The organism is Nostoc sp. (assembly GCF_036917375.1).
In the GTDB taxonomy this organism is placed as follows: domain Bacteria; phylum Cyanobacteriota; class Cyanobacteriia; order Cyanobacteriales; family Nostocaceae; genus Nostoc.
The window spans coordinates 106,292-126,165 of the sequence record NZ_JBALDN010000093.1 but is presented as its reverse complement, the minus strand read 5'-3'; the positions used below and the strand labels follow the sequence as shown (position 1 = coordinate 126,165).

Sequence of the window (19,874 nt, the reverse complement as noted above, 5' to 3'; positions counted from 1 at the left end):
GATTTATTTGTTAGAGCGAGCAAAGCGAATCACAAGGATCGGAGATTGCTTTGCTGGCAATTAGTTTTTATAATTAGGCGATCGCACCAAACAAAAACGAACCCTGCATCTAGTTTGAAAAAATGGTGTTCAGGAGCGATGCCTGGGTTGTGCTACGCCTACGCTTGACTCTGAAATTCATTGCTAAGATGTCTTGATACAATTAGTTTGTGGTAACAAGCTTCATTAAATTTTGATGTCATCCCCAATATAGTTACTATGACAGCGATCGCCATCAACTTAAACCCCATCATCCAACTCACCGACAATCAATTTTATCAGTTGTGTCGTGAAAACCCTGAAATCAAATTTGAACGCAATGCAAGGGGAGAACTTCTAATCATACCACCCACAGGCGGAGAGACTGGAAATCGTAATATTGAAATTGCGGCAGATTTTGTGATTTGGAATCGTCAAACTCAACTAGGAATTTGCTTCGATTCTTCCACTTGCTTTAAATTGCCTAATGGTGCAAACCGTTCTCCTGATGTCGCTTGGATTAGAAAAGAACGATGGGATACACTTACACCTGAAGAGCAAGAAAAGTTTCCACCTATTGCACCAGACTTCGTTTTAGAGTTAATGTCACCCAGCGATTCTTTGAAAGAAACCCAAGATAAAATGCAGGAATATATCGATAACGGGGTTAAATTAGGTTGGTTAATTAATTCAAAATTACGTCAGGTAGAAATCTACCGTCTTGGTCAACCACTGGAAATATTAGAACATCCAAAAGAATTATTAGGTGAAGATATTTTACCAGGATTTACTTTAAATTTAGCAATAATCTGGAGATAAATATTAATTTATGACAGCATCAAAAAGCGATGCCTGCGGCGGGCTACGCCAACGCAACACTCAAAGATTGCTTCGCTGGCAATGAGTTTTTATAATTAAGCGATCGCACCAAACAAAGACGAACCCTGCATCTAGTCTGAGAAAATGGCATCAAAGAGCGATCGCTCTTTTCTGAAATTCATAGCTAATATCAGGTTCGGTTAAACACTTATAATAATATTTGTAGGTTGGGTTGAGGAACGAAACCCAACATTTGATCCTTGTTCATGTTGGGTTTCACTGCCGTTCAACCCAACCTACATTGATAGATTTTATTATAAGTAATCACCCGAACTTGATATAAGTGATTTTCTGTGAAATGGATAAGTTAATTCAATATCAAAATCTGATCAAACAAATATTAACAGAGTATCAAAGAATATCTTCGCAAGTTTCTGTTGTTGATGTGGATGAAGTGTTAATTTTTGATGATGAGATAAGTCAATATTTGTGGTTCAATATTGGTTGGAAACAAGGTAAAAGAGTTAAAGGCATTTCTGTCTACATTCGCATTAAAAATGACAAAATTTACATTGAAGAAGATTTGACTGAAGAAGGAATGGCAACCGAGTTAATGCGTTTAAATGTTCCTCAAATTGATATTGTCTTGGCTTTCCAGCCTCCAGAAGTGCGGAAATATACTGAGTTTGCGACAGTTTAAAGATTATTTTCTCTGGGAATTATTACGTTAACAGGGAGAAGAGTTAAAAACAACCTTCACACACCCTACCAATCCTTTTCTATAGCGATATCTTGTTTAGTCAAGTAGGAAAATTCCAGCCCCATCAAATCTAATAGTTGAAGAAATACATCAGGCTCTATTTCCATAATTTCTGCGGCTTTTTTCAAACTAATAACTCTCGAAAATAACGCCCCAATCACAAACAAAAACGTTGCTTTTTGCTCAATATTATTAAATAATGGAATTTCTGAGGCAACACTTCTTAATTATTCCTTACTAGTCATAGATATTTCAAGCTACCGACTGAATATCTTCTAGATTGTCCCAAACTTCTGCAAGCGATGTCTAGGAGATTGTGAAAACGTTTCAGGCATTCCAAATGCTTGGCTTATTTACGCCCTGCTGTACTAGCGTGGCTGAAAGCGGCTTATTAGAGCATCTAATCTGAAAAAATGGTATCAAAGAGCGATGCCTGCGGCGGGCTACGCCAACGCTCTTTTCAAAGATTGCTTTGCTCGCAGTAAGTTTTTATAATTAAGCGATCGCACCAAACAAAAACGAACCCTGAAGTTACTCCCGTCAACCCTGGAGTCACTAACGTCAACCCTGGAGTCACTACCGTCAACCCTGAAGTCACTCCCGTCAACCCTGGAGTCACTACCGTCAACCCTGGAGTTACTGCCGTCAACCCTGAAGCCACTACCGTCAACCCCGGAGTCACTAACGTCAACCCCGGAGTCACTAACGTCAACCCTGGAGTCACTAACGTCAACCCTGAAGTCACTCCCGCCAACCCTGGAGTCACTAACGTCAACCTTGAAGCCACTTCCGCCTTGCGGTACTAGCCTAGTTTCTGAATAAGTTATGTAAGGTTTTTAATAATTCTCTGGCCGTATAGGGTTTTAATAAAACTGCTTGTACATTAGCATCAGCAGATTCAGCAAAGATTTCCATTGAGTTGAGTCCGCTACAGGCAATAATTTGAACCTGCATATTCATTCTTCGCAAGGTGCGAATAGCGATGATTCCATCCATTTCTGGCATTATTAGATCCATCAATACGGCATTGATTTGATGATCGTATTGGGCGTAAAGCGCGATCGCCTCAATGCCATTATTGGCAGTTAGTATCTTATAGTTATGGTTTTCCAAGATGATTGTGACAATCTCCCGAATTTGGGGTTCATCATCCACAACCAAAATCAATTCTCCCTCTCCTGGAAGCAGATCCACCTCTTCTATGTTGAACGCTTGGGTTGTTTCCACTGCTGGTAAAAACAGGTCAAATTTGCTGCCTATATCAACATTGCTAGACACTTTGATAAAACCGTCGTGGTTTCTAATGATTCCCAGCACTGTTGAAAGTCCAAGTCCGGTACCTGCATTGACTTCTTTTGTAGTAAAAAATGGCTCAAAAATTCTATCTATTATGTCTGGCGGTATCCCAGTTCCGTTATCGGCAACGGTAATCACAACATAATGCCCAACTTTAGCATCAAGATTCATTCGCGTATAAGCTTCATCAATAAACTTATTTTCCGCAGAAATATTGATATTACCGCCATTAGGTAAAGCATCGCGGGCATTTACTACCAGATTTATCAATACTTGATGCAGTTGTGTGATGTCTCCATTTACAGCCCAAATTTCTTTTGGGATAAACGTGGAAAGTTCAATAGATTTGGGAAATGTCTGTTTGGCAATTTGGACAATTTCTGAAATCAGATACTGGATTTGGATAATTGTCCGCTCTCCTTTATATCCTCGCGCAAAGGACAAGATTTGCTTTACTAAAGCTGCTCCGCGTTTGGCGTTGGTTTCTACAAGTGCCAACAGTTGCCCAGAACGCTCCTCATCTTGTAAAAATCTTCCCTGGAGCAATTGAGCAGCTGCTAAAATTGGTGTCAATATATTGTTCAAGTCGTGGGCAATTCCACCTGCAAGAGTGCCAAGGCTTTCCAATCGCTGGGTGCGAAAAAACTGCTCTTGGAGTTGTTTCTTTTCAGTGATGTCAGTGTCAACAGTCAGGATGGATTTGGGATCTCCGGCAGAATCGCGCATCAATGTCCAGCGGCTTTCCACAAGAATTTTCTGACCAGATTTTGTAACTTTATTTAACTCACCTTGCCACGAGCCACTCTCAATTACCCTTTTCATGGGTACTTCTAATTGCTGCTGAGTTCCTGCTGTGTAAAAAATCTCCTGGAGGTTTTTTCCTGTCACCTCTGTAGAAAGCCAACCGTACATCCGCTCTGCACCTTGATTCCAGAATAAGATTTGAGACTGAAAATCTCGAACTAATATGGCGTCGGTGACAATATCAAGTAAAGCGGCTTGTTCAGAGATTTTTTGTTCTGCCAACTTGCGCTCAGTGACATTCCTATTTGTGCCGACGATCCGGAGCGGCTGACCGATTTCGTTATAGTAAACCTGACCTTTGCAGTTTAACCAGTGTAGGCTGCCATCGGGCCAGACAATTCGATATTCTGTAGATCCCTTTCCTTGCTCAATCATCCGCGCTATACTCGCAGCCACAAATTCGCGGTCTTCTGGATAGATTAAATTGAGATAATCTTCATAGGTTGGACACAAGGTATTGCTGGGTAGACCATAAAGTGGCCCCATATTGGCAGACCAAATACCAGTATTGGCGATCGGGTTCCGCTCCCAGATGCCAATTTGGGCTGCTTCGGTAGCTAAACTCAATCGCGCTTCACTTTGTTGGAGTGACTCTTCGACTAGTTTGCGTTCGGTGATATCTTTGGCGATGCCACCATAGTATTGAACTTTTCCTTGGCGATCGTAGACAGTAAAACTGCGATCCCAAATCCAGCGCATCGATCCATCAGGTCGCAAAATTCGATATTCTATTGAAGCGGATTCACCACTAAGCTGTTGCTTTGCTGCTTTAGTGGTTAAACCGCGATCGTCTGGATAAACGGAGTCTATCCAAGACTCGGGATGCTCCAATAGATATTCGCAAGAGCGACCCCAAATTTTTTCATAAGCAGGGCTAACGTACAAGGTTCGGAATGAGTCTGGGCTAGCAATCCAGATGGCAGCGTGGATATTTTCGGCAATAGCGCGAAATTTCTCCTCACTTTGGCGCAGTGACTCTTCTGCCAGTTTGCGCTCGGTGATATCTTCGGCGATGCAACCATAGTAGTCAACTTCTCCTTGCTCATCATAGACAGCAAAGCCCCGATTCCAAATCCAGCGAATCGATCCATCAGGTTGCACAATTCGATATTCTGCTGAACTAGATTTAGTACTAAGCAGTTGCTCGAATGATTGGGTGGCGCGATCGCGATCGTCTGGATGAATTGCCTCTAGCCAACAGTCTGGCTGGTCGTAAAGACTTTGGCAAGAGCGACCCCAAATCCTCTCATAGGCAGGATTAACATACAAGGTTCGGAATGAATCTGTGCTGGCAATCCAGATAACTGCGTGGGTGTTTTCGGCAAATTTGCGAAATTTCTCCTCACTTTGGCGCAGTGCTGCTTCGGCAAGTTGGCGTTCGTGTAGCGTAGCTTGCTGTTCGGTAATATCTCTGCCTACCCCTTGGATTTCAACAACCTCTCCTTTGTCATTATGAATTGCGATCGCATTCCATTGAAACCAGCGGATACCGTTGACTGTCAATGCACGTCGCTCGCGATTAATCAAGGGATGAAATGAAGATCCTAAAGCTGCCATATCTTCCATCGCTTCAGGCAAGTCATCTGGATGAAGAAATTGGAAAATTGACTGACCGCGAAACTCATCTTGTTTCCAACCGAAGGTTTGACAAGCAACCGCATTGGCAAAGGTAATCTGCCCTTGCAAATCAATGCGGATAATTATGTCAGTTTGGCTTTCCACGAGTTGGCGATAGAGATTTTCGCTCTGGCGTAATGCAACTTCTGCGCGTTGGCGATCCCTTCGGGCAGCTTCGCTAACGGTAATTTCTTGTTGCAACAGGAAATTGGACATCACAAGTTCTGCTGTCCGTTCTGCCACTCGTTGTTCTAACTCCTCGTAAGCTTGGCGCAGCAATTCTTTTGCCTGGTGGCGTTCGCTAATATCCCAGAGTAACCAGCGCCAGCCAACTTGTTTACCCTCTGAATCGTACATGGCAGCAGCTCTAATACTAGCCGGAAAAGCTGTACCTCCCTGTGGTTTTAAGTAAGCTTCCCACTTGTGTTCCTGTTGTTTGTTAATTAATCGAGTGGTAAAAGTCTGGCGATCTTCGTGAGGAATAAATAAAATTAATGGTTTGTTTAGCAAATATTTTTGGCGTACAGCCAGCAAGATTGCTGCTGCTCGGTTAGCCTCTTGGATAATACCTGCTGTATCAGTTACCAAGTAAGCATCTGGAGCGAACTCAAACAAATCCCGGTAACGTTGGCGCTCCAATTCTACTAGCTCGCGGGCAACGGCCAACTCTTCATTTTGTTCGCGCAGTTCTTCTTCCACAACCTGGAGTTCTTCAAGGGCTTGCTGAAGCTCTTGATTAACTTGCATAATTTCAACCGATTGTGCCTCAACCCATAGCTTTAAGTTATTTTGAGTCTGGCAGCACACTTGCTGTATCTCTGTGTGCTGATTAACCTGGCTAAATTCATCTCTGGGTTTTTGTAAATATTGCTGCAAACCTTCAACGACCCCAACCATTTTTACCAAGTCAAAGGCTTGTAGCAAGCTAGTCTCGTTAATGACTCCTACCAATTGGCCGCGATCGTCTAAAACGGGCAAATACCCAATCTGAGACTCACGCAATAACGATAAAGCAATAAAAATATCCTGAGAATCTGATTGTCTAAGGGTAATTACTGCTTGTGTCATCACTTCAGCCATTGTCACCCTGGATAAATCTCTTCTCGAAGCTATAAGTCTAACTACATCTTTTTCAGTAAAAATGCCTAATAAATTTCCTCCTTCCATAACCAATACACAACCAGTTTTTGGTTGATTACCAGGAGTTAAATTCAGTGAATAATTTAAGTTGCTAGATGCATAATTAATACATCCTTCTTGACTCATCAATAAAATAGCTTCGATCGCAAAACTATCAGGTTTAATTGTTAATGGGGAATAATTTATTACATGATTTAAACTAGGTAAGTGAATCAAGCGATCGTTAAATTGCATAATTAATTATCAATCCTAATAAGCTTTTTAATATTCAGGATGAATTAGCAGAAGTTAGTAACAAGCAAAAGAGGTCAGCTGTTGAAAATCAGAAATTATTGTGGCGTAATAAATATCAAGCAACTAGCAAGCGGTTACAAAGCAATCATAAATTAACTATAAAGCAACTATAAATTAATTGTATTGATAAATACAGGTTTGAAATATTAGAATGCCTAATACATAAGACACAATACAAGTTAGTAACTAAGCTAGGAAGTAAATAAAATTTTAGAGTCGCCAAACTCATTCTATTGTCAAATTTATAGATAGATGATTTGCTATGTCAATAGATTAGCTTAATTGATGGTTTTGATAGATTTATTAGTGTGAAATATTTGAAATTAATTGATGAGTGTAAATATTAAACACCTGACCTCGAACATCGACATAGGTTCAGAATTTCGGCTTTCTTAATAAACAAAAGTCAGAAGGAAAGAGGATTTGACTGGTTTATTTCTTTATTCTATTTAGAAGTACGTGGCATGCTAGCAGTAACGCCGCTCTGAAGCTCCACATTTATAATTATAAGAATTTATACGAAGATAATTTGAGGGACTTGTGAAAAAACCGCTAAATTAGCCTGAAAGGATTACTTAAGAAATGTGTATAAGTTTTGCTAAATTATTAAGTATTTTAACTATCCTCACAAGTTACTCATATTTAAAGACTATAGTCAAAATATAGACAGTTTCTTTTTAATATCTACGGGCTTCTCAAGTAGCTGCCCTGAATCGCAATAACACTTTTATGAACAGGATTTGAGAAAAATATGAATTACTGTCCTTGCTGCTCAAGTTTGCTTTTAGAACATACACGCGGTGCAGAGACTTACTGGTTTTGCCGTCACTGCTGGCAGGAAATGCCTATTTATAATAGGAACGAATCCAGTTCATTCGCTGATGTTGTCATGGGAAAACTACCTAGAAAGCCTCAAAAAGAAAAACGTATAAGTACTATTGTTTACGCAAGCCAATGGCAATCGATTACTGAATGGATTGGGCTAGAAGAGTTATCTACCTAATCCAATTTACTGAAACCGATTAGTCTAATTGTTTTTCTTGATTTCAGTAATTAATTGCTCAAGAATGTGAGGCTATAGCCTAACTATTAGGTATCAATTGACACGTGTATAAAAAGAAGACAGAAAATTTCTCAAATCCACTGCCAAAGAGGTGAGGTTGCTTCTGAGGTTAGGCTATGTCTGACTGGAGGTAGCAACCCCTAATTAACCATTCCCATACAGAGTAGGCAAACGAGAGGATAATGGTAAGTTTGTAGGACAACTCTCAAAAACTTGCGTGTCTACTGTAGCTCAGTGTCAATAATTATTATTGGGATAAAGAAGGTAGAAAAAGGGTTTGAACCTTGTTTGCTTTTATTCACACAGCTTATTTGTATTGTGCCAACTTACTTAACAAAGAATTATTACGCTAGCGATGGTTATTTTACAGCAGTTTTCTTTTGCATGAGGTACAAAGTCACTGGTTTTGAGGCAGAAGGCAGGAGGCAGGAGGAAGAAGAATAATTTGATTTGTGAATGCTTGGTTCTGTACCTCATTCAATTGCAAAGTGCTGTATTTTTCAAGCCAAAGCTATCCATCAAGATTTATTGCTTACTTGAATAATCTCTTGCTTATAGCCCTCGATTAATTTGAGAGTTTTTAATGTTGAAAAATGAATTTCTAATTTTGATTTTATTGGGATGCAGCTAATAGTGTTTAGCCTTATGCAGCCTCACTCATCTTCCCAAGATTCGTGATTCAGTAAATCGATAATTCTATCTCTGAGTAGAAATTCATTTTTTTCTAACTCAAGTTCAAAATTAACCCAGTCACGATGAGGAATATATTTACAAAGAGTATAAATTGGCTGCTGACGGTTAACAAGTCTCTTTTTAACAAGTTGAAGTGCTTCTTCTTTGATAACTTGGATGTCATATTTAACCGTAGTGCTCATAAGTCGTTCCTTTATTTTCAATCAAGGAATTAAGATTCAAAACAATAGTTGCTTTGACTCTCCCTTAAACTTATCAAATAAAATTGGTGAGAATTGTGAAGAATCAAGACATTAATAGTTGCTGGAAGTTAAATACAGGAAATTTCAACTTCTCTACGAACGCCAACGGGAGCATCTCACCTTTGCAAATATACCAGGCGATTAGAAATCGCGGCTACATAAACGAATGCGAGTGCGTCTCGCAGAGAAGTCCGCCTACGCGGACTCAAAGAATTTGAAACCCACGGAGGTAGGTTTTGTTTGTATAGCCGCGAATTCCATTCGCTAGGACAGGCGGGTTTTTACACTCATTGAGATGCTCCCGACGCGAACAGTATGTTGGAGGCAGAGACTACGCCAACAAACAACGCAAAATCATTCCTAGATTATTTTCATTGTTCCTTGTGAGCGCAGCTCATGGAGTCTCTTACAAAAGTCCCTAACACCCCTCCCCTTGGTAAGGGGTGGGGTTGAGTGTGGGGTTTTTTATTTTTGATTTATGCAAGAGACCTCCATGAGCCTTCGGCTCACAACCAAGGATGAAAGTAGACTTTCAAGACAGGTCTAATGTATATGTTACTTGTCAGAAGGTAGGCTAGGGTAAAGAACATTCTCTAGAAAACTTATATTATGCTCCTGAATCTTGATAAAGTTCGTCAATATTTTCCGGCTCTAGCTGGTGAGTGGACTTTTTTTGATAATGCTGGTGGATCGCAAACCTTGAAAAAAGTAGTAGATAGAATTAGTGAATTTCTCTTAACTTCTGATGTCCAGTTAGGAGCTTCTTATGGAATTTCTCAACTTGCAGGAGAACGATTGGCTTTAGCAACTAGAGGAATGGCTACTTTCATTAATGCCAATTCTTATAAAGAAGTGGTCATGGGGCCATCTACTACAATGATGTTGAAAGTTCTTTCAATGTGTTTGGGTCAAACCTTTACACCTGGTGATGAGGTGATTGTTACTAATTGTGACCATGAGGCTAATATTGGTGCTTGGGTAGCTCTTGAAAAACAAGGAATGAAGGTTAAAGTGTGGAAAGTTCGTCCAGATACTTTGGAACTTCATTTAGCAGATTTAGAACCATTGATGAGTCAGCGTACAAAACTGGTAGCCTTGACTCATGCTTCTAATGTTCTAGGAACCATCAACCCGATCAAAGAAATTGCTGCATTTGTACACGATCGCAACGCTATGATTTGTGTAGATGGTGTAGCTTATGCACCTCACAGATTAGTTGATGTCCAAGATTTAGATGTTGATTTTTATACTTTGAGTTTTTATAAAGTCTATGGGCCTCACCATGCTTTACTTTATGGTAAAGAAGAACATTTATTAAAATTGCCTAGTCTGAACCATTATTTTATTGACCAGACAGATATACCTTATAAGTTTCAGTTAGGGAATGTCAATTTTGAATTAAGTTATGGAATGTTAGGTTTATGTGATTATTTAAGTGAATTAGCACAACTGCACTATGGTAATGAAACTGCACCTGATTTGAGAAATCAAATGGTGCAAGCGTTTGATTTAATTAGCATCCATGAAGAAAAAATTAGCGATCGCCTCCTAAATTACCTCAACAGTAAGCCGAATGTGCGAGTGATTGGTCAAGCAAAGGCTGACCGCCAAACCCGTGTACCAACTATATCTTTTGTCGTCGATGGAATAAATAGCTCAACTATTCCGGCAAAAGTTGACCAACATTATATTGGGATTCGCTATGGGGACTTTTATGCCAAACGGCTCATTGAATACCTGGGGTTAGCATCCCAAGGTGGAATAGTCCGGGTGAGTATGGTGCATTACAACACCCTTGAGGAAGTTAACAACTTGATTGAGGCTTTTGAGCAGATATTTTAAGATTGGGCATTGGGCATTGAAAAGAGACAGGGTAGACAAGGAAGAGGGGGAAGAACAGGAAAAGATTTATTCAATAATTCCTCCTTGTCCCCCTTGTCCCGTTGTCCTCATTACCTATTACAAAGCTGCAAAACTTGCACTTCTTCTTGTGGAGAAATTAATGTTTTACCCACAGGTAAGACAGCTAAGGCATTGGTTTGAGCTAAATTAATTAAATTGCCAGAACTGTGAGTACCACCAGCTTTGTGAAATTCGTAAACACCATCAATTAAATGCAATTTACCCCAAAGGTAAGTTTCACGTTTGCCGTTCGATCGCAATTCATCATGCGATCGCACTTTCAAAAATGCTGGTTCCCAACCTTCAGTAATTCCAGAAAGTTTCTTGATTGCTGGTAGCACAAATCGCCAAAATGTCACCAACACAGCAGCAGGATTTCCTGGTAAACCAAAATAAAGTGGGGAGTTTGTAGAGACGCGATTAATCGCGTCTGTACTGGCGAAAGTGGCGACAGTCAGGGGTTTCCCTGGACTGATTTCCACAGCCCGAATGTGGATTTTTGCTTGTAGTGACTCTAGAATTTTGTCAATATAGTCATAATCTCCCACTGAGACGCCACCAGAAGAGATAACTATATCAGCGATCGCAATGGCGTGGGCAATCACTTTCTCCAGAGCAACTGGATCGTCTTTCACAATGCCTAAAATTAACGGTTCTGCGCCACTTTGTCTTACCAAAGCTGCCAGCGCATACTGATTAGAATCCACAATTTGCCCTGGTTGCAACGGTCGATCGATTGTCATCAACTCATCACCAGTGGAAAAAATTGCCACACGCGGACGGCGGTAAACACTTAATTGCGGACACTGTGCTGCTGCCAATACGGCAATTTCTGAGGCATTTAACTTAATTCCTGCTGGTAGTAGTTGTGTTCCAGCTTGATAAAAAGATCCTTGGCGTCTGACAAATTCTTGCGGTTTTGGCGCATCCAGTATAAATACGCGGTTTTCCTCGCGGCGTGTCTTCTCTTGCATGACTACAGTATCCGCACCTGCTGGGATTACCGCACCTGTAAAAATTCGTGCGGCTTGTCCTGGTTGAATCGTAGATTTGGGTTGATACCCAGCCGGAATCTCTTCAACAATTTCTAAAACAGTTGGTTGTTCGGTGCTGGAGTGTTGTACATCTTCGTAGCGAACTGCGTAGCCATCCATTGCCGAATTATCCCAATGGGGAAAATCTAGCGGACTGGTGACAGGCGTTGCCAAAATGCGACTATCTGCTGTCAATAAATCTACAACTTCTGTATCCCGTTGACGATCCAACGGTTGTACCAAATTTAAAATAATTGCTTCTGCATCGCTGACTGATAACATAGCGATCGCCTCCAACTTTTTCTTTTATCCCTGTAAAGTAACACTGAGGACTTAATCAAGAGAGCATTTTGTTCTAATGATTCTGATTTTTTGAAAGCTGCTTAATTTTATTGCTTTATTTTGGAGGTTGCTTTTTGTCTTCTCTATACCCCTAAACGCTTACGTCAAGGGTAATTTGGCTCATCTCTACCAATACCTAATTCTCTTAGCTTGACTTTGATACTTGCCCAGTCTTGACCACAGTAGTAGTATTTTTTCTCTAGTAAGTTTACCAAATAGTATCCTACCTTCCCGCCATTAATCCGAAATAATTCAATAACAACTTTCTTTTTAGTTGTACCGAACATGAATTCTATATCATCCTCATTTGGTAGATTCAGTGGGTTATAAAAGGTTTTACCTTTAAGAAAATACCAATAAGATTTTTCTGGGGTAATTTTACGTTCGATAATTCGGTATTTAATAGGATGAATTATTTTTTCCATAGAAACTTCTTAAGAGGTTGTTTGAAAAGTCTAATTTATTACTCACTGGGCGACTGGAAGTCGCCTAATACTTGTCAAACATCCTCTAAAAGTTAAACTTTTCTTTTATCCCTGTAAAGTAACACTGATAAATTTTAGATTTTGGATTTTGGATTGATTTCTGCTTGAGGGTAAATCCTAAGCTACACACTGCAAGTAAACCGATAATTATGCTTCCTTCGGGGACTTTGGATACCTGAACCGAATTGTTGCTTAAATCTAGTATTTGCTCTGCGCGTGCTGCATCTCTATTGTTCAAATGAAATTCTTTAGCTAGAACCTGATTGCTAAAACCTTCATCTACGAGTGCGAGATTATTATTAAGCCATGTGTCGCCAGGAAGGTCATCATCTTTGCCAACATCAAAAGGGCCAAAGATTTCCTCGGTAGTGCTATCAAAGTTGAATCTCAAATAGCTGTAGTTAGATACACTATTAAGCACTGGAGTGAAGCTATTGATGAGATTACTCAAGGGATCGAAGAAGGAAATTGAGAGAGATTGTAAGTTCTTCGTAGCTCCCAAACCAGTTTCAAAAATGACATTTGGAGCAGTTGATGTATCGTAGTTAAATGAACCTTTGGCTGAATAACCTGTATCTCCTTTCCAATTAAAGTTAAACTCAGCAGCATGAGCTAGGTTGTTCGTGTTTATGGCGATCGCTAACACTAAACTAGTAGTTGCCACCATCTTCATAGCTGTTTTAACAAACAGATGTGTCATAGATACAACTTCCAAATTAATTAAAATAGTCCCAGCAAAGATTTTACCTTTTCTTAGTACACATTACCGCGAAAAGGCGCCGGAAATAAAAACTGCAATCCTACTAGACAAGTTTCATTCCAAAAGTGAATTCTGTACCTTATTTATGGTGAGTTATACTAAAAGGAAAGCCTATTTACAAATGAACGATTACGCCCTTGTGCTTTTGCTTGGTAGAGAGATCGATCGGCTGCTTTGATTAGATCGAGAGTAACCAAATCAGTAACAGGTATTACTGTCGCAATTCCTATACTCAGCGTGATACATTGCTTTACAGCCGATGCAGTATGCGAAATATTCATCTGTTGGATAGCTTCATGAATTTGTTTGGCAACATGGATAGCCCCATCGCTGTCAGAGTCTGGTAAGATGACAGCAAATTCTTCTCCTCCATAACGAGCAACCAAATCTGTAGAACGTTTGACAGTTCGTTTGAGAGTTTGGGCAACGAGGGTTAAACAAGTGTCTCCAGCAGCATGACCATAGGTATCGTTATATTGCTTGAAATAATCAATGTCACATAAGAGTAATGAGAGAAAAGATTTCTTTCGTAAGAGATCGTGCCAGATGTGATTCAGCTTGATATCAAAAACTCGTCGATTGGCAATCTGAGTTAATTGATCGACCATAGCGAGATTTTCTAACTTCTGATTGGCAAGCTGTAACTGTTGACAAAGTTGTGATTGCTGGATGGCAATTGCTACTTGTGTTGCTAATTGCTTAAGTAGTTCACTTTCCCAAAGTTGCCACTCACGAGGAGCGCGGCAATGATGGGCAATTAACAAACCCCAAAGACCATCACCTTGTAAAATTGGTACAACCAGCTTGGCTCTGACTTGCAACTGTTCCAATAACTTTAGATGACAAGCAGTTAATCCGGCGATGTAGATGTCTGGAGTAACCTTAATCGTACCCTGTTGATAGGACTGTCCCTGTGTCTCGACAAAATAGGTGTCTGTAATTTCCATATTCAGGATTGGCTTCCAGCCTTCTGCCACAGACTCCATGACGACGGTACCACTCCAATTGGCATTCAGGCGGTAAATAATCACGCGATCGGTTTGCAGAAAATGTCGCACATCGGCAACGGTTGTATTCAAAATTTCATCTAAATCTAACGACTGGCGGATGTGTTGAGCGATCGCAAAAACCATACGTTCTCGTTCTGCCTGGTTTTGCAGTGCAAGTTCAATCTGTTTCCGTGCTGTGATATCTGTAAATGAAGCAACCACTGCATAGGGTTTTAATTCATTGAGTCGAAACAATGGTTGAGAATTGATGGAAATCCAAGTTAAGCTGCCATCAGGTTTGTAAACCCCCATGACAACACTAAATTGTGGTTGTCCGGTGTGTAAAGTAACGATGGCGGGATGGGTTTCTCCTGGAAAAGGAGTACCATCTTCATGAATGGCTCTCCATCGCGGATCGATAGAAGTTCGCCCCATCATTTGCTCAGTATTTAGCCCCAAAATTTTTTCTGCTCTTTCGTTACAAGCAGTAATGCGTCCATCAGCTTGTTGCAGTACAACACCTTCTGCCATTGCTGTAATGACAGAACGATAACGTTCTTCACTTTCTCTGAGTGCGATTTCTGTACGTAAGCGATCGCTGATGTCTTCAAAAATATATAACCTGCCAAAGTACCGATCTTGAATATCCCGAATCTGGCTGGAGAAACGCCGAATCGTGCGCCCATCTACAAATAAAATTTCATCCTCAACTATGGAACGATTCTCTTCAGACTGTAACGGTTTACAGGATTCAGCAAATGCTGGTAAATCTGCAATTAAGGGTAGACAATCAGGAATTATGTCATTGTTTTTCAACTCGCCAATTTGCATCTGGGTTTTCAAATGCTCAATACCCCAAATTTCACAGAAGCGATCGTTAAAATAAAGAATTTTATCTGTACGATTGTCAACAACATAGAATCCCAACAAAGAAGTGTCTGTCATGGAGCGCAGCAAAGCTTGCTGCCAGCGCAACTCGTCTTCCACACGCTGGCGTTCTTTGATAGCAGATTGCTGGAGGGCGATTCCCAGTTGTGTTGCTACCAGTTGGAGAAATTCAATTTCTAAACAACTCCATTGGCGAGGACTACTGCACTGATGAGTAATTAGTAAACCCCACAATTGAGGAGATGAGGTAGAAATTCCATACAGATCCTGATTATTTACTAAAATTGGTACTACTAAATTCGCTCGAATCTGTAACTTGGTTAATAACTGTTTGTAACAGGGATCGAGTGGTTTACTATCAATATCTTCAATCACACCTACTCGTCCCTGTTGATATTGCTTTACCCATTGGGCATTAAAGCAAGGATCGTAAATTAATTGTCCCTGAATTGGCATCCATTCTCGGTTGACAGATTCTTCAGCAATTACTCCATCTCCATTAGGCAAGAAGCGATAGATAATAGTGCGATCGCTATCTAAAGTTTTCCTAACTTCGGTGACGACTACCTTGAGAATTTCAGTCAAATCAAATGACTGATGTATTCGCACAGTCAGTTTTCTAATTTGATGAATAATTTGTTCTGAACTAATTTCATTACCTGATAGACGATTGAAGGACATGGCAACATGAAAGTATTAGCATATAATACTAGCTAAATCAGTTTTCAATTATAAATAAATATTTAAAATTACTTGTTTAACTGATTATCTAATTCCAAGATACTCAAAGAATAAATTAAATACGATCAAAGTTTTTAATATTTACAGTAACTTCAAAATATGGCGTTTACGAATCGATTAAAATAACCTAAAAAATAGAGATAAACTCTTTTTTTAAAAATCCCAAACTTTTTTTTAATTTAGATAACATCTCAGAAATATTACCAATATTATTATAGTATTCGTAGATTATTTTTGAAAAATATAAGTAGTTTTATAAGGTATATTAGCGGAGCATAATACACGAAAACTTTGGAAGAATACCGTAGTTTTTCGGACTTATACACCCTATGTATATTTCAAAAATCAAATATTAGTCTTATAGTAGCAATTGCAATTTGGCACTCTTCTTTAAGGGTACGTTACGCTTGGCGGCTTATCTGCGAGACACTAAACACGTTGGCGGTTCGATAATTTTCAGAACTCAAATAAGATTGCTAGCTATGTATAGGACTTAAGCATTGACAGGAAGTACCAAATATTTGATATGGATTTCAGGCATTAAACCTTGATTTTTCTACACTTTTTAGGCAGGGCTATTTATCAAAGGATAATCGCTCAAAGGCTGAAAATACGTATTTTCGTTGATTCACAAGATCGTAAATTTGTATAGTGCGTAAGTCCTAATATATTAAAAACAGGAGCGATCGCTATTTCCCAACCCCTAAAAAAAAATACCTATTTTATATGACTATCGAACGACTTCCTCAAAAACACTATCCCAAAGCTGAGATTGGGCGGCGAGGTATGGCATTAGGACTTGATTTCCTTGGTGTCTGGTTAGTCAGTTCCCTACTGGGAGGCAGCGACATTGGGATTCAATTTCTTGAAATCTTAGTTTTTGTAATACTTTGGCTGTTTTTGCGGGTAGTGGTGGTATACAACAATCAAGGGCAAAGTTTAGGGCGTTGGGCGTTCGATTTAAAAGTGTTGGAAGTTGAAGATGGGGAAGTAGTGGGCAGAATTCCAGATTTGCTCTCACTGGTGAAGCGAGAGGCTATTATCGGCTTGGGTGCTTTATTAGTGTCAATTGCTCTGAGCAATATTAGAGCCAATCCCACTGCTATACTGCTAGTAATTCCCCTAGCAATTGATTGCGGGACTGCCTTCTCTGATACCCAGATGCGGCAGGCTTTACACGATCGCTATTGTGGAACTTTCATTGTTTCGTCGCGTCGTGGCTACTCGCTCGATATAAAAATTAAAAGATTAGTTGAAAATATGCGGCGGAATGTGAGAAGATAGTCATTTGTGTTAATTCTCTTCAGGCTTCACTGTTTGTAAGATTATGGCTAAGAGTAAAGGTGCCCGCATTATTATCACACTAGAGTGTACTGAGTGCCGGACAAATCCAGATAAGCGTTCTGCTGGTGTTAACCGTTATACCAGTACTAAGAATCGCCGCAACACCACTAACCGGCTAGAACTGAAAAAGTTCTGCACCCACTGCAACAAACATACCGTTCACAAGGAAATTAAGTAGAGATGAGTTATTTCCGTCGTCGCCTTTCTCCGATCAAGCCAGGAGAGCCAATCGATTATAAAGATGTTGATTTATTGCGTAAGTTTGTCACCGAGCGGGGAAAGATACTGCCACGTCGGATTACCGGGCTTACGTCTCAGCAACAGCGAGAGTTGACATTAGCAATTAAACGTTCGCGGATTGTGGCTCTGTTGCCATTTATCAATGCGGAAGGCTAAAAAGAGTGATGAGTTATGAGTGATGAGTGATGAGTTAAGAATCAAAACTTCTAACTCCTAACTCCTAACTTAAAACTATTTAAACTGTTCACCAAATTAGAGTGCGAGAGTTGTGGAGAAGGGGACGCTAGTTGAATTTAGGGTTCAAGGCGATCGCCGTCTGGGCATCGTAGAACGTCCAGACGGTAAAACCCGCTGGTTTGTGGTAGACGAACGTGGTCAATCCCACAGCCTCGCGCCTAGACAAATAACCTATACAGTTACCGGACAGACTTACAAAGCTTCTGAGATTGCCAGCTTTTTGGAGCAAGTCAAGCCTTATTTAGACCCATCTAGTTTAGAAGTGGCTTGGGAATTACTGGTTGAAGATGGGGAAACAGTTACCCCAGACCAAATGGCGAATCTGCTATTTTCCGAATCAGCCGCGCCTCCTCGTTACGCCGCCTATTGCTTGTTATCAGACGACAAACTTTATTTCAAGCAAAAAGGAGACGCTTACGAGCCGAGAACTGCTGCTCAAGTGGCAGAACGCAAGCACCAACTAGAAGTAGAGGCACTAAAAGCTAAAGGACAGCAGGAATTTTTAACTCGTGTAGAGCAGGCGCTCAAAGGTGAAGCAGTAGAGTGGCAGCGCCACGATCGCCAGCGCTTAGAAGGACTAGAAAAATACGCAGCGCTAATAGCTGACACCGTGCGGACGGGCGTTAATTATGATTCCTTGGCTCGTGCTTATCCGCCCAGCGCTCCAGTATTAGAAACTATGACCATGCTGGGACGACCCACAACACCCCAAGGAGCCTTTCAACTATTGGTAGATTTGGGTTGCTGGAGTCCTTATGAAAACTTGTTCCTGCGTCGTTCTTCAATTCCGATTCAATTTCCTCATAAGGTATTAGAAGTGGCGCAACAGCGTTTGGATTTCCCGCCGATTGACTCAGATACAAACCGCCTTGATCTGACTCACCTGAAGGTTTACACCATTGATGATGAAACTACCACAGAGATCGACGATGGTCTAAGTTGGGAAGTACTGCCCGATGGACGGGAACGCCTGTGGGTGCATATCGCCGATCCCACTAGATGGTTAGTACCGGAAGATGAATTAGATTTGGAAGCCAGAAAGCGCGGTAGTACAGTCTATTTACCGACGGGAATGATCCCCATGTTTCCAGAAGTATTGGCAACTGGGCCAATGAGTCTAATCCAGGGAAAGGTTTGTTGCGCCCTCAGTTTCGGGATTATTTTAGGGACAAGTGGGGGAGTAGAAGATTACAGCATTCATACCAGCTTGATTAAGCCGACTTATCGCCTCACCTACGAAGATGTAGATGAAATGCTGCAATTACGGGTGCAAGCAGAACCGGAAATTGCGGCGATCGCCACTTGGGCACAGCGGCGTAAAGCTTGGCGTTACGCTCAAGGGGCAATTAGCATCACCATGCCGGAAGCGACGATCAAAGTCAAAGATGAGGAGATCCACATTGATATTTTGGACGATTCCCCATCGCGGCAACTGGTAGCAGAAATGATGATTGTTGCCGGTGAAGTTGCAGCTCGTTATGGTAAAACTCATAACATCCCTTTGCCTTTTCGCGGTCAACCGCAACCAGAATTACCTCCAGATGAAGAATTGCTTCTACTTCCAGCCGGATTCGTTCGCGCTTGCGCCATGCGTCGTTGTATGCCCAAGAGTGAAATGAGCATTACGCCTTTGCGTCATGCTGGTTTGGGCTTGGATACTTACACCCAAGCAACCTCTCCCATCCGCCGCTACAGTGACTTACTCACCCACTTTCAAATTAAAGCCCATTTGCGGGGTGAAGTTCTGCCATTTTCCGCAGATCAACTTAAAGAAGTGATGATGACTGTCACCAGCATCACCCAAGAGGTGACGATGGTGGAACGACAAACTAATAGATATTATGCTCTAGAGTATTTACGCCGTCATCCAGAGGAAACTTGGGATGTAACAGTGTTGATGTGGCTGCGAGAAGACAGCAACTTAGCCCTAATTTTGTTAGAAGATTTGGGTTTGCAGTTGCCAATGGCTTTCAAACGTTCTGTGAAGTTGGGCGAACAGATAGTGGTGAAAGTTAGCCACGCCGATCCGCAAAAAGATATGATCCAGTTCCAAGAAATAATTTATCAAGAAGCTCAAACAGCAGCGAATTAACTAATTTGTCATTTGTCATTAGTAATACTAGCCTGTAGCGAGTATTATCAATTACGAATTATTTTAGCCTTGCT

Annotated in this window: 15 protein-coding genes; 7 read left to right on the top strand and 8 right to left on the bottom strand. The window is 40.8% G+C overall.

Annotated elements, in window-relative coordinates:
• Positions 1-258: 258 nt before the first annotated feature.
• Both V7K45_RS24470 and V7K45_RS24465 read left to right on the top strand, forming a co-directional pair.
• Entirely contained in the window at positions 259-837 is a 579-nt protein-coding gene (locus V7K45_RS24470; protein WP_335007544.1) for a Uma2 family endonuclease, read from the top strand.
• 358 nt (positions 838-1,195) lie between these two features.
• Positions 1,196-1,537, top strand: coding sequence for a XisI protein (locus V7K45_RS24465; RefSeq protein WP_335007543.1), 342 nt, complete (start codon positions 1,196-1,198; stop codon positions 1,535-1,537).
• A 65-nt stretch (positions 1,538-1,602) separates the two neighbouring features.
• Here V7K45_RS24465 and V7K45_RS24460 read toward each other — a convergent pair whose 3' ends face one another.
• The 4 genes from V7K45_RS24460 to V7K45_RS24445 form a co-directional block, all read right to left on the bottom strand.
• The gene (locus V7K45_RS24460; protein WP_335007542.1) at positions 1,603-1,725 is read right to left on the bottom strand and encodes a hypothetical protein; all 123 of its coding nucleotides are present in this window, start codon (positions 1,723-1,725) and stop codon (positions 1,603-1,605) included.
• A gap of 332 nt (positions 1,726-2,057) precedes the next feature.
• Positions 2,058-2,384, bottom strand: coding sequence for a hypothetical protein (locus V7K45_RS24455; RefSeq protein ID WP_335007541.1), 327 nt, complete (start codon positions 2,382-2,384; stop codon positions 2,058-2,060).
• A gap of 20 nt (positions 2,385-2,404) precedes the next feature.
• Positions 2,405-6,688: a PAS domain S-box protein gene (locus tag V7K45_RS24450; protein WP_335007540.1), complete on the bottom strand. Its 4,284-nt coding sequence runs from the start codon at positions 6,686-6,688 to the stop codon at positions 2,405-2,407.
• 1,776 nt (positions 6,689-8,464) lie between these two features.
• Positions 8,465-8,686, bottom strand: coding sequence for a DUF4327 family protein (locus tag V7K45_RS24445; RefSeq protein ID WP_335007539.1), 222 nt, complete (start codon positions 8,684-8,686; stop codon positions 8,465-8,467).
• Between the two features lie 669 nt (positions 8,687-9,355).
• Here V7K45_RS24445 and V7K45_RS24440 point away from each other — a divergent pair.
• Entirely contained in the window at positions 9,356-10,588 is a 1,233-nt protein-coding gene (locus V7K45_RS24440) for a cysteine desulfurase-like protein (protein WP_335007538.1), read from the top strand.
• 110 nt (positions 10,589-10,698) lie between these two features.
• Here the strand turns inward: V7K45_RS24440 and V7K45_RS24435 are convergent, their stop codons facing one another.
• The 4 genes from V7K45_RS24435 to V7K45_RS24420 all read right to left on the bottom strand — a co-directional run bounded on the left by V7K45_RS24435 (position 10,699) and on the right by V7K45_RS24420 (position 15,827).
• Entirely contained in the window at positions 10,699-11,964 is a 1,266-nt protein-coding gene (locus V7K45_RS24435; RefSeq protein WP_335007537.1) for a molybdopterin molybdotransferase MoeA, read from the bottom strand.
• 164 nt (positions 11,965-12,128) lie between these two features.
• Entirely contained in the window at positions 12,129-12,449 is a 321-nt protein-coding gene (locus V7K45_RS24430) for a hypothetical protein (RefSeq protein WP_335007536.1), read from the bottom strand.
• 85 nt (positions 12,450-12,534) lie between these two features.
• Positions 12,535-13,209, bottom strand: coding sequence for a PEP-CTERM sorting domain-containing protein (locus V7K45_RS24425; protein ID WP_335007535.1), 675 nt, complete (start codon positions 13,207-13,209; stop codon positions 12,535-12,537).
• Positions 13,210-13,367: 158 nt separating this feature from the next.
• Positions 13,368-15,827 carry a diguanylate cyclase gene (locus tag V7K45_RS24420; RefSeq protein ID WP_335007534.1) on the bottom strand — a complete coding sequence of 820 codons (2,460 nt, stop codon included), beginning with the start codon at positions 15,825-15,827 and terminating at the stop codon, positions 13,368-13,370.
• Between the two features lie 786 nt (positions 15,828-16,613).
• Here V7K45_RS24420 and V7K45_RS24415 point away from each other — a divergent pair.
• From V7K45_RS24415 to V7K45_RS24400, 4 genes are all read left to right on the top strand, one after another.
• Positions 16,614-17,171, top strand: a complete 558-nt coding sequence (locus tag V7K45_RS24415) for an RDD family protein (RefSeq protein WP_335007533.1) — start codon at positions 16,614-16,616, stop codon at positions 17,169-17,171.
• Between the two features lie 43 nt (positions 17,172-17,214).
• Complete coding sequence (gene rpmG / locus V7K45_RS24410) at positions 17,215-17,409, top strand: 50S ribosomal protein L33 (RefSeq protein ID WP_069069844.1); 195 nt, start codon at positions 17,215-17,217, stop codon at positions 17,407-17,409.
• Positions 17,410-17,411: 2 nt separating this feature from the next.
• Positions 17,412-17,627, top strand: coding sequence for a 30S ribosomal protein S18 (gene rpsR / locus V7K45_RS24405; RefSeq protein WP_012411240.1), 216 nt, complete (start codon positions 17,412-17,414; stop codon positions 17,625-17,627).
• Between the two features lie 112 nt (positions 17,628-17,739).
• Positions 17,740-19,800 (top strand): ribonuclease catalytic domain-containing protein, encoded by a 2,061-nt coding sequence (locus V7K45_RS24400; RefSeq protein ID WP_335007532.1) that lies wholly within the window; start codon positions 17,740-17,742, stop codon positions 19,798-19,800.
• Positions 19,801-19,874 lie beyond the last annotated feature (74 nt).

What these genes read in the sequence shown, in the direction of transcription:
- V7K45_RS24470 (WP_335007544.1), top strand. Translation starts at nt 259, where the DNA reads ATGACAGCGATCGCCATCAACTTAAACCCCATCATCCAACTCACCGAC.
- V7K45_RS24465 (WP_335007543.1), top strand. Translation starts at nt 1,196, where the DNA reads ATGGATAAGTTAATTCAATATCAAAATCTGATCAAACAAATATTAACA.
- V7K45_RS24450 (WP_335007540.1), bottom strand. Translation starts at nt 6,688, where the DNA reads ATGCAATTTAACGATCGCTTGATTCACTTACCTAGTTTAAATCATGTA.
- V7K45_RS24445 (WP_335007539.1), bottom strand. Translation starts at nt 8,686, where the DNA reads ATGAGCACTACGGTTAAATATGACATCCAAGTTATCAAAGAAGAAGCA.
- V7K45_RS24440 (WP_335007538.1), top strand. Translation starts at nt 9,356, where the DNA reads ATGCTCCTGAATCTTGATAAAGTTCGTCAATATTTTCCGGCTCTAGCT.
- V7K45_RS24435 (WP_335007537.1), bottom strand. Translation starts at nt 11,964, where the DNA reads ATGTTATCAGTCAGCGATGCAGAAGCAATTATTTTAAATTTGGTACAA.
- V7K45_RS24430 (WP_335007536.1), bottom strand. Translation starts at nt 12,449, where the DNA reads ATGGAAAAAATAATTCATCCTATTAAATACCGAATTATCGAACGTAAA.
- V7K45_RS24425 (WP_335007535.1), bottom strand. Translation starts at nt 13,209, where the DNA reads ATGACACATCTGTTTGTTAAAACAGCTATGAAGATGGTGGCAACTACT.
- V7K45_RS24420 (WP_335007534.1), bottom strand. Translation starts at nt 15,827, where the DNA reads ATGTCCTTCAATCGTCTATCAGGTAATGAAATTAGTTCAGAACAAATT.
- V7K45_RS24415 (WP_335007533.1), top strand. Translation starts at nt 16,614, where the DNA reads ATGACTATCGAACGACTTCCTCAAAAACACTATCCCAAAGCTGAGATT.
- rpmG (WP_069069844.1), top strand. Translation starts at nt 17,215, where the DNA reads ATGGCTAAGAGTAAAGGTGCCCGCATTATTATCACACTAGAGTGTACT.
- rpsR (WP_012411240.1), top strand. Translation starts at nt 17,412, where the DNA reads ATGAGTTATTTCCGTCGTCGCCTTTCTCCGATCAAGCCAGGAGAGCCA.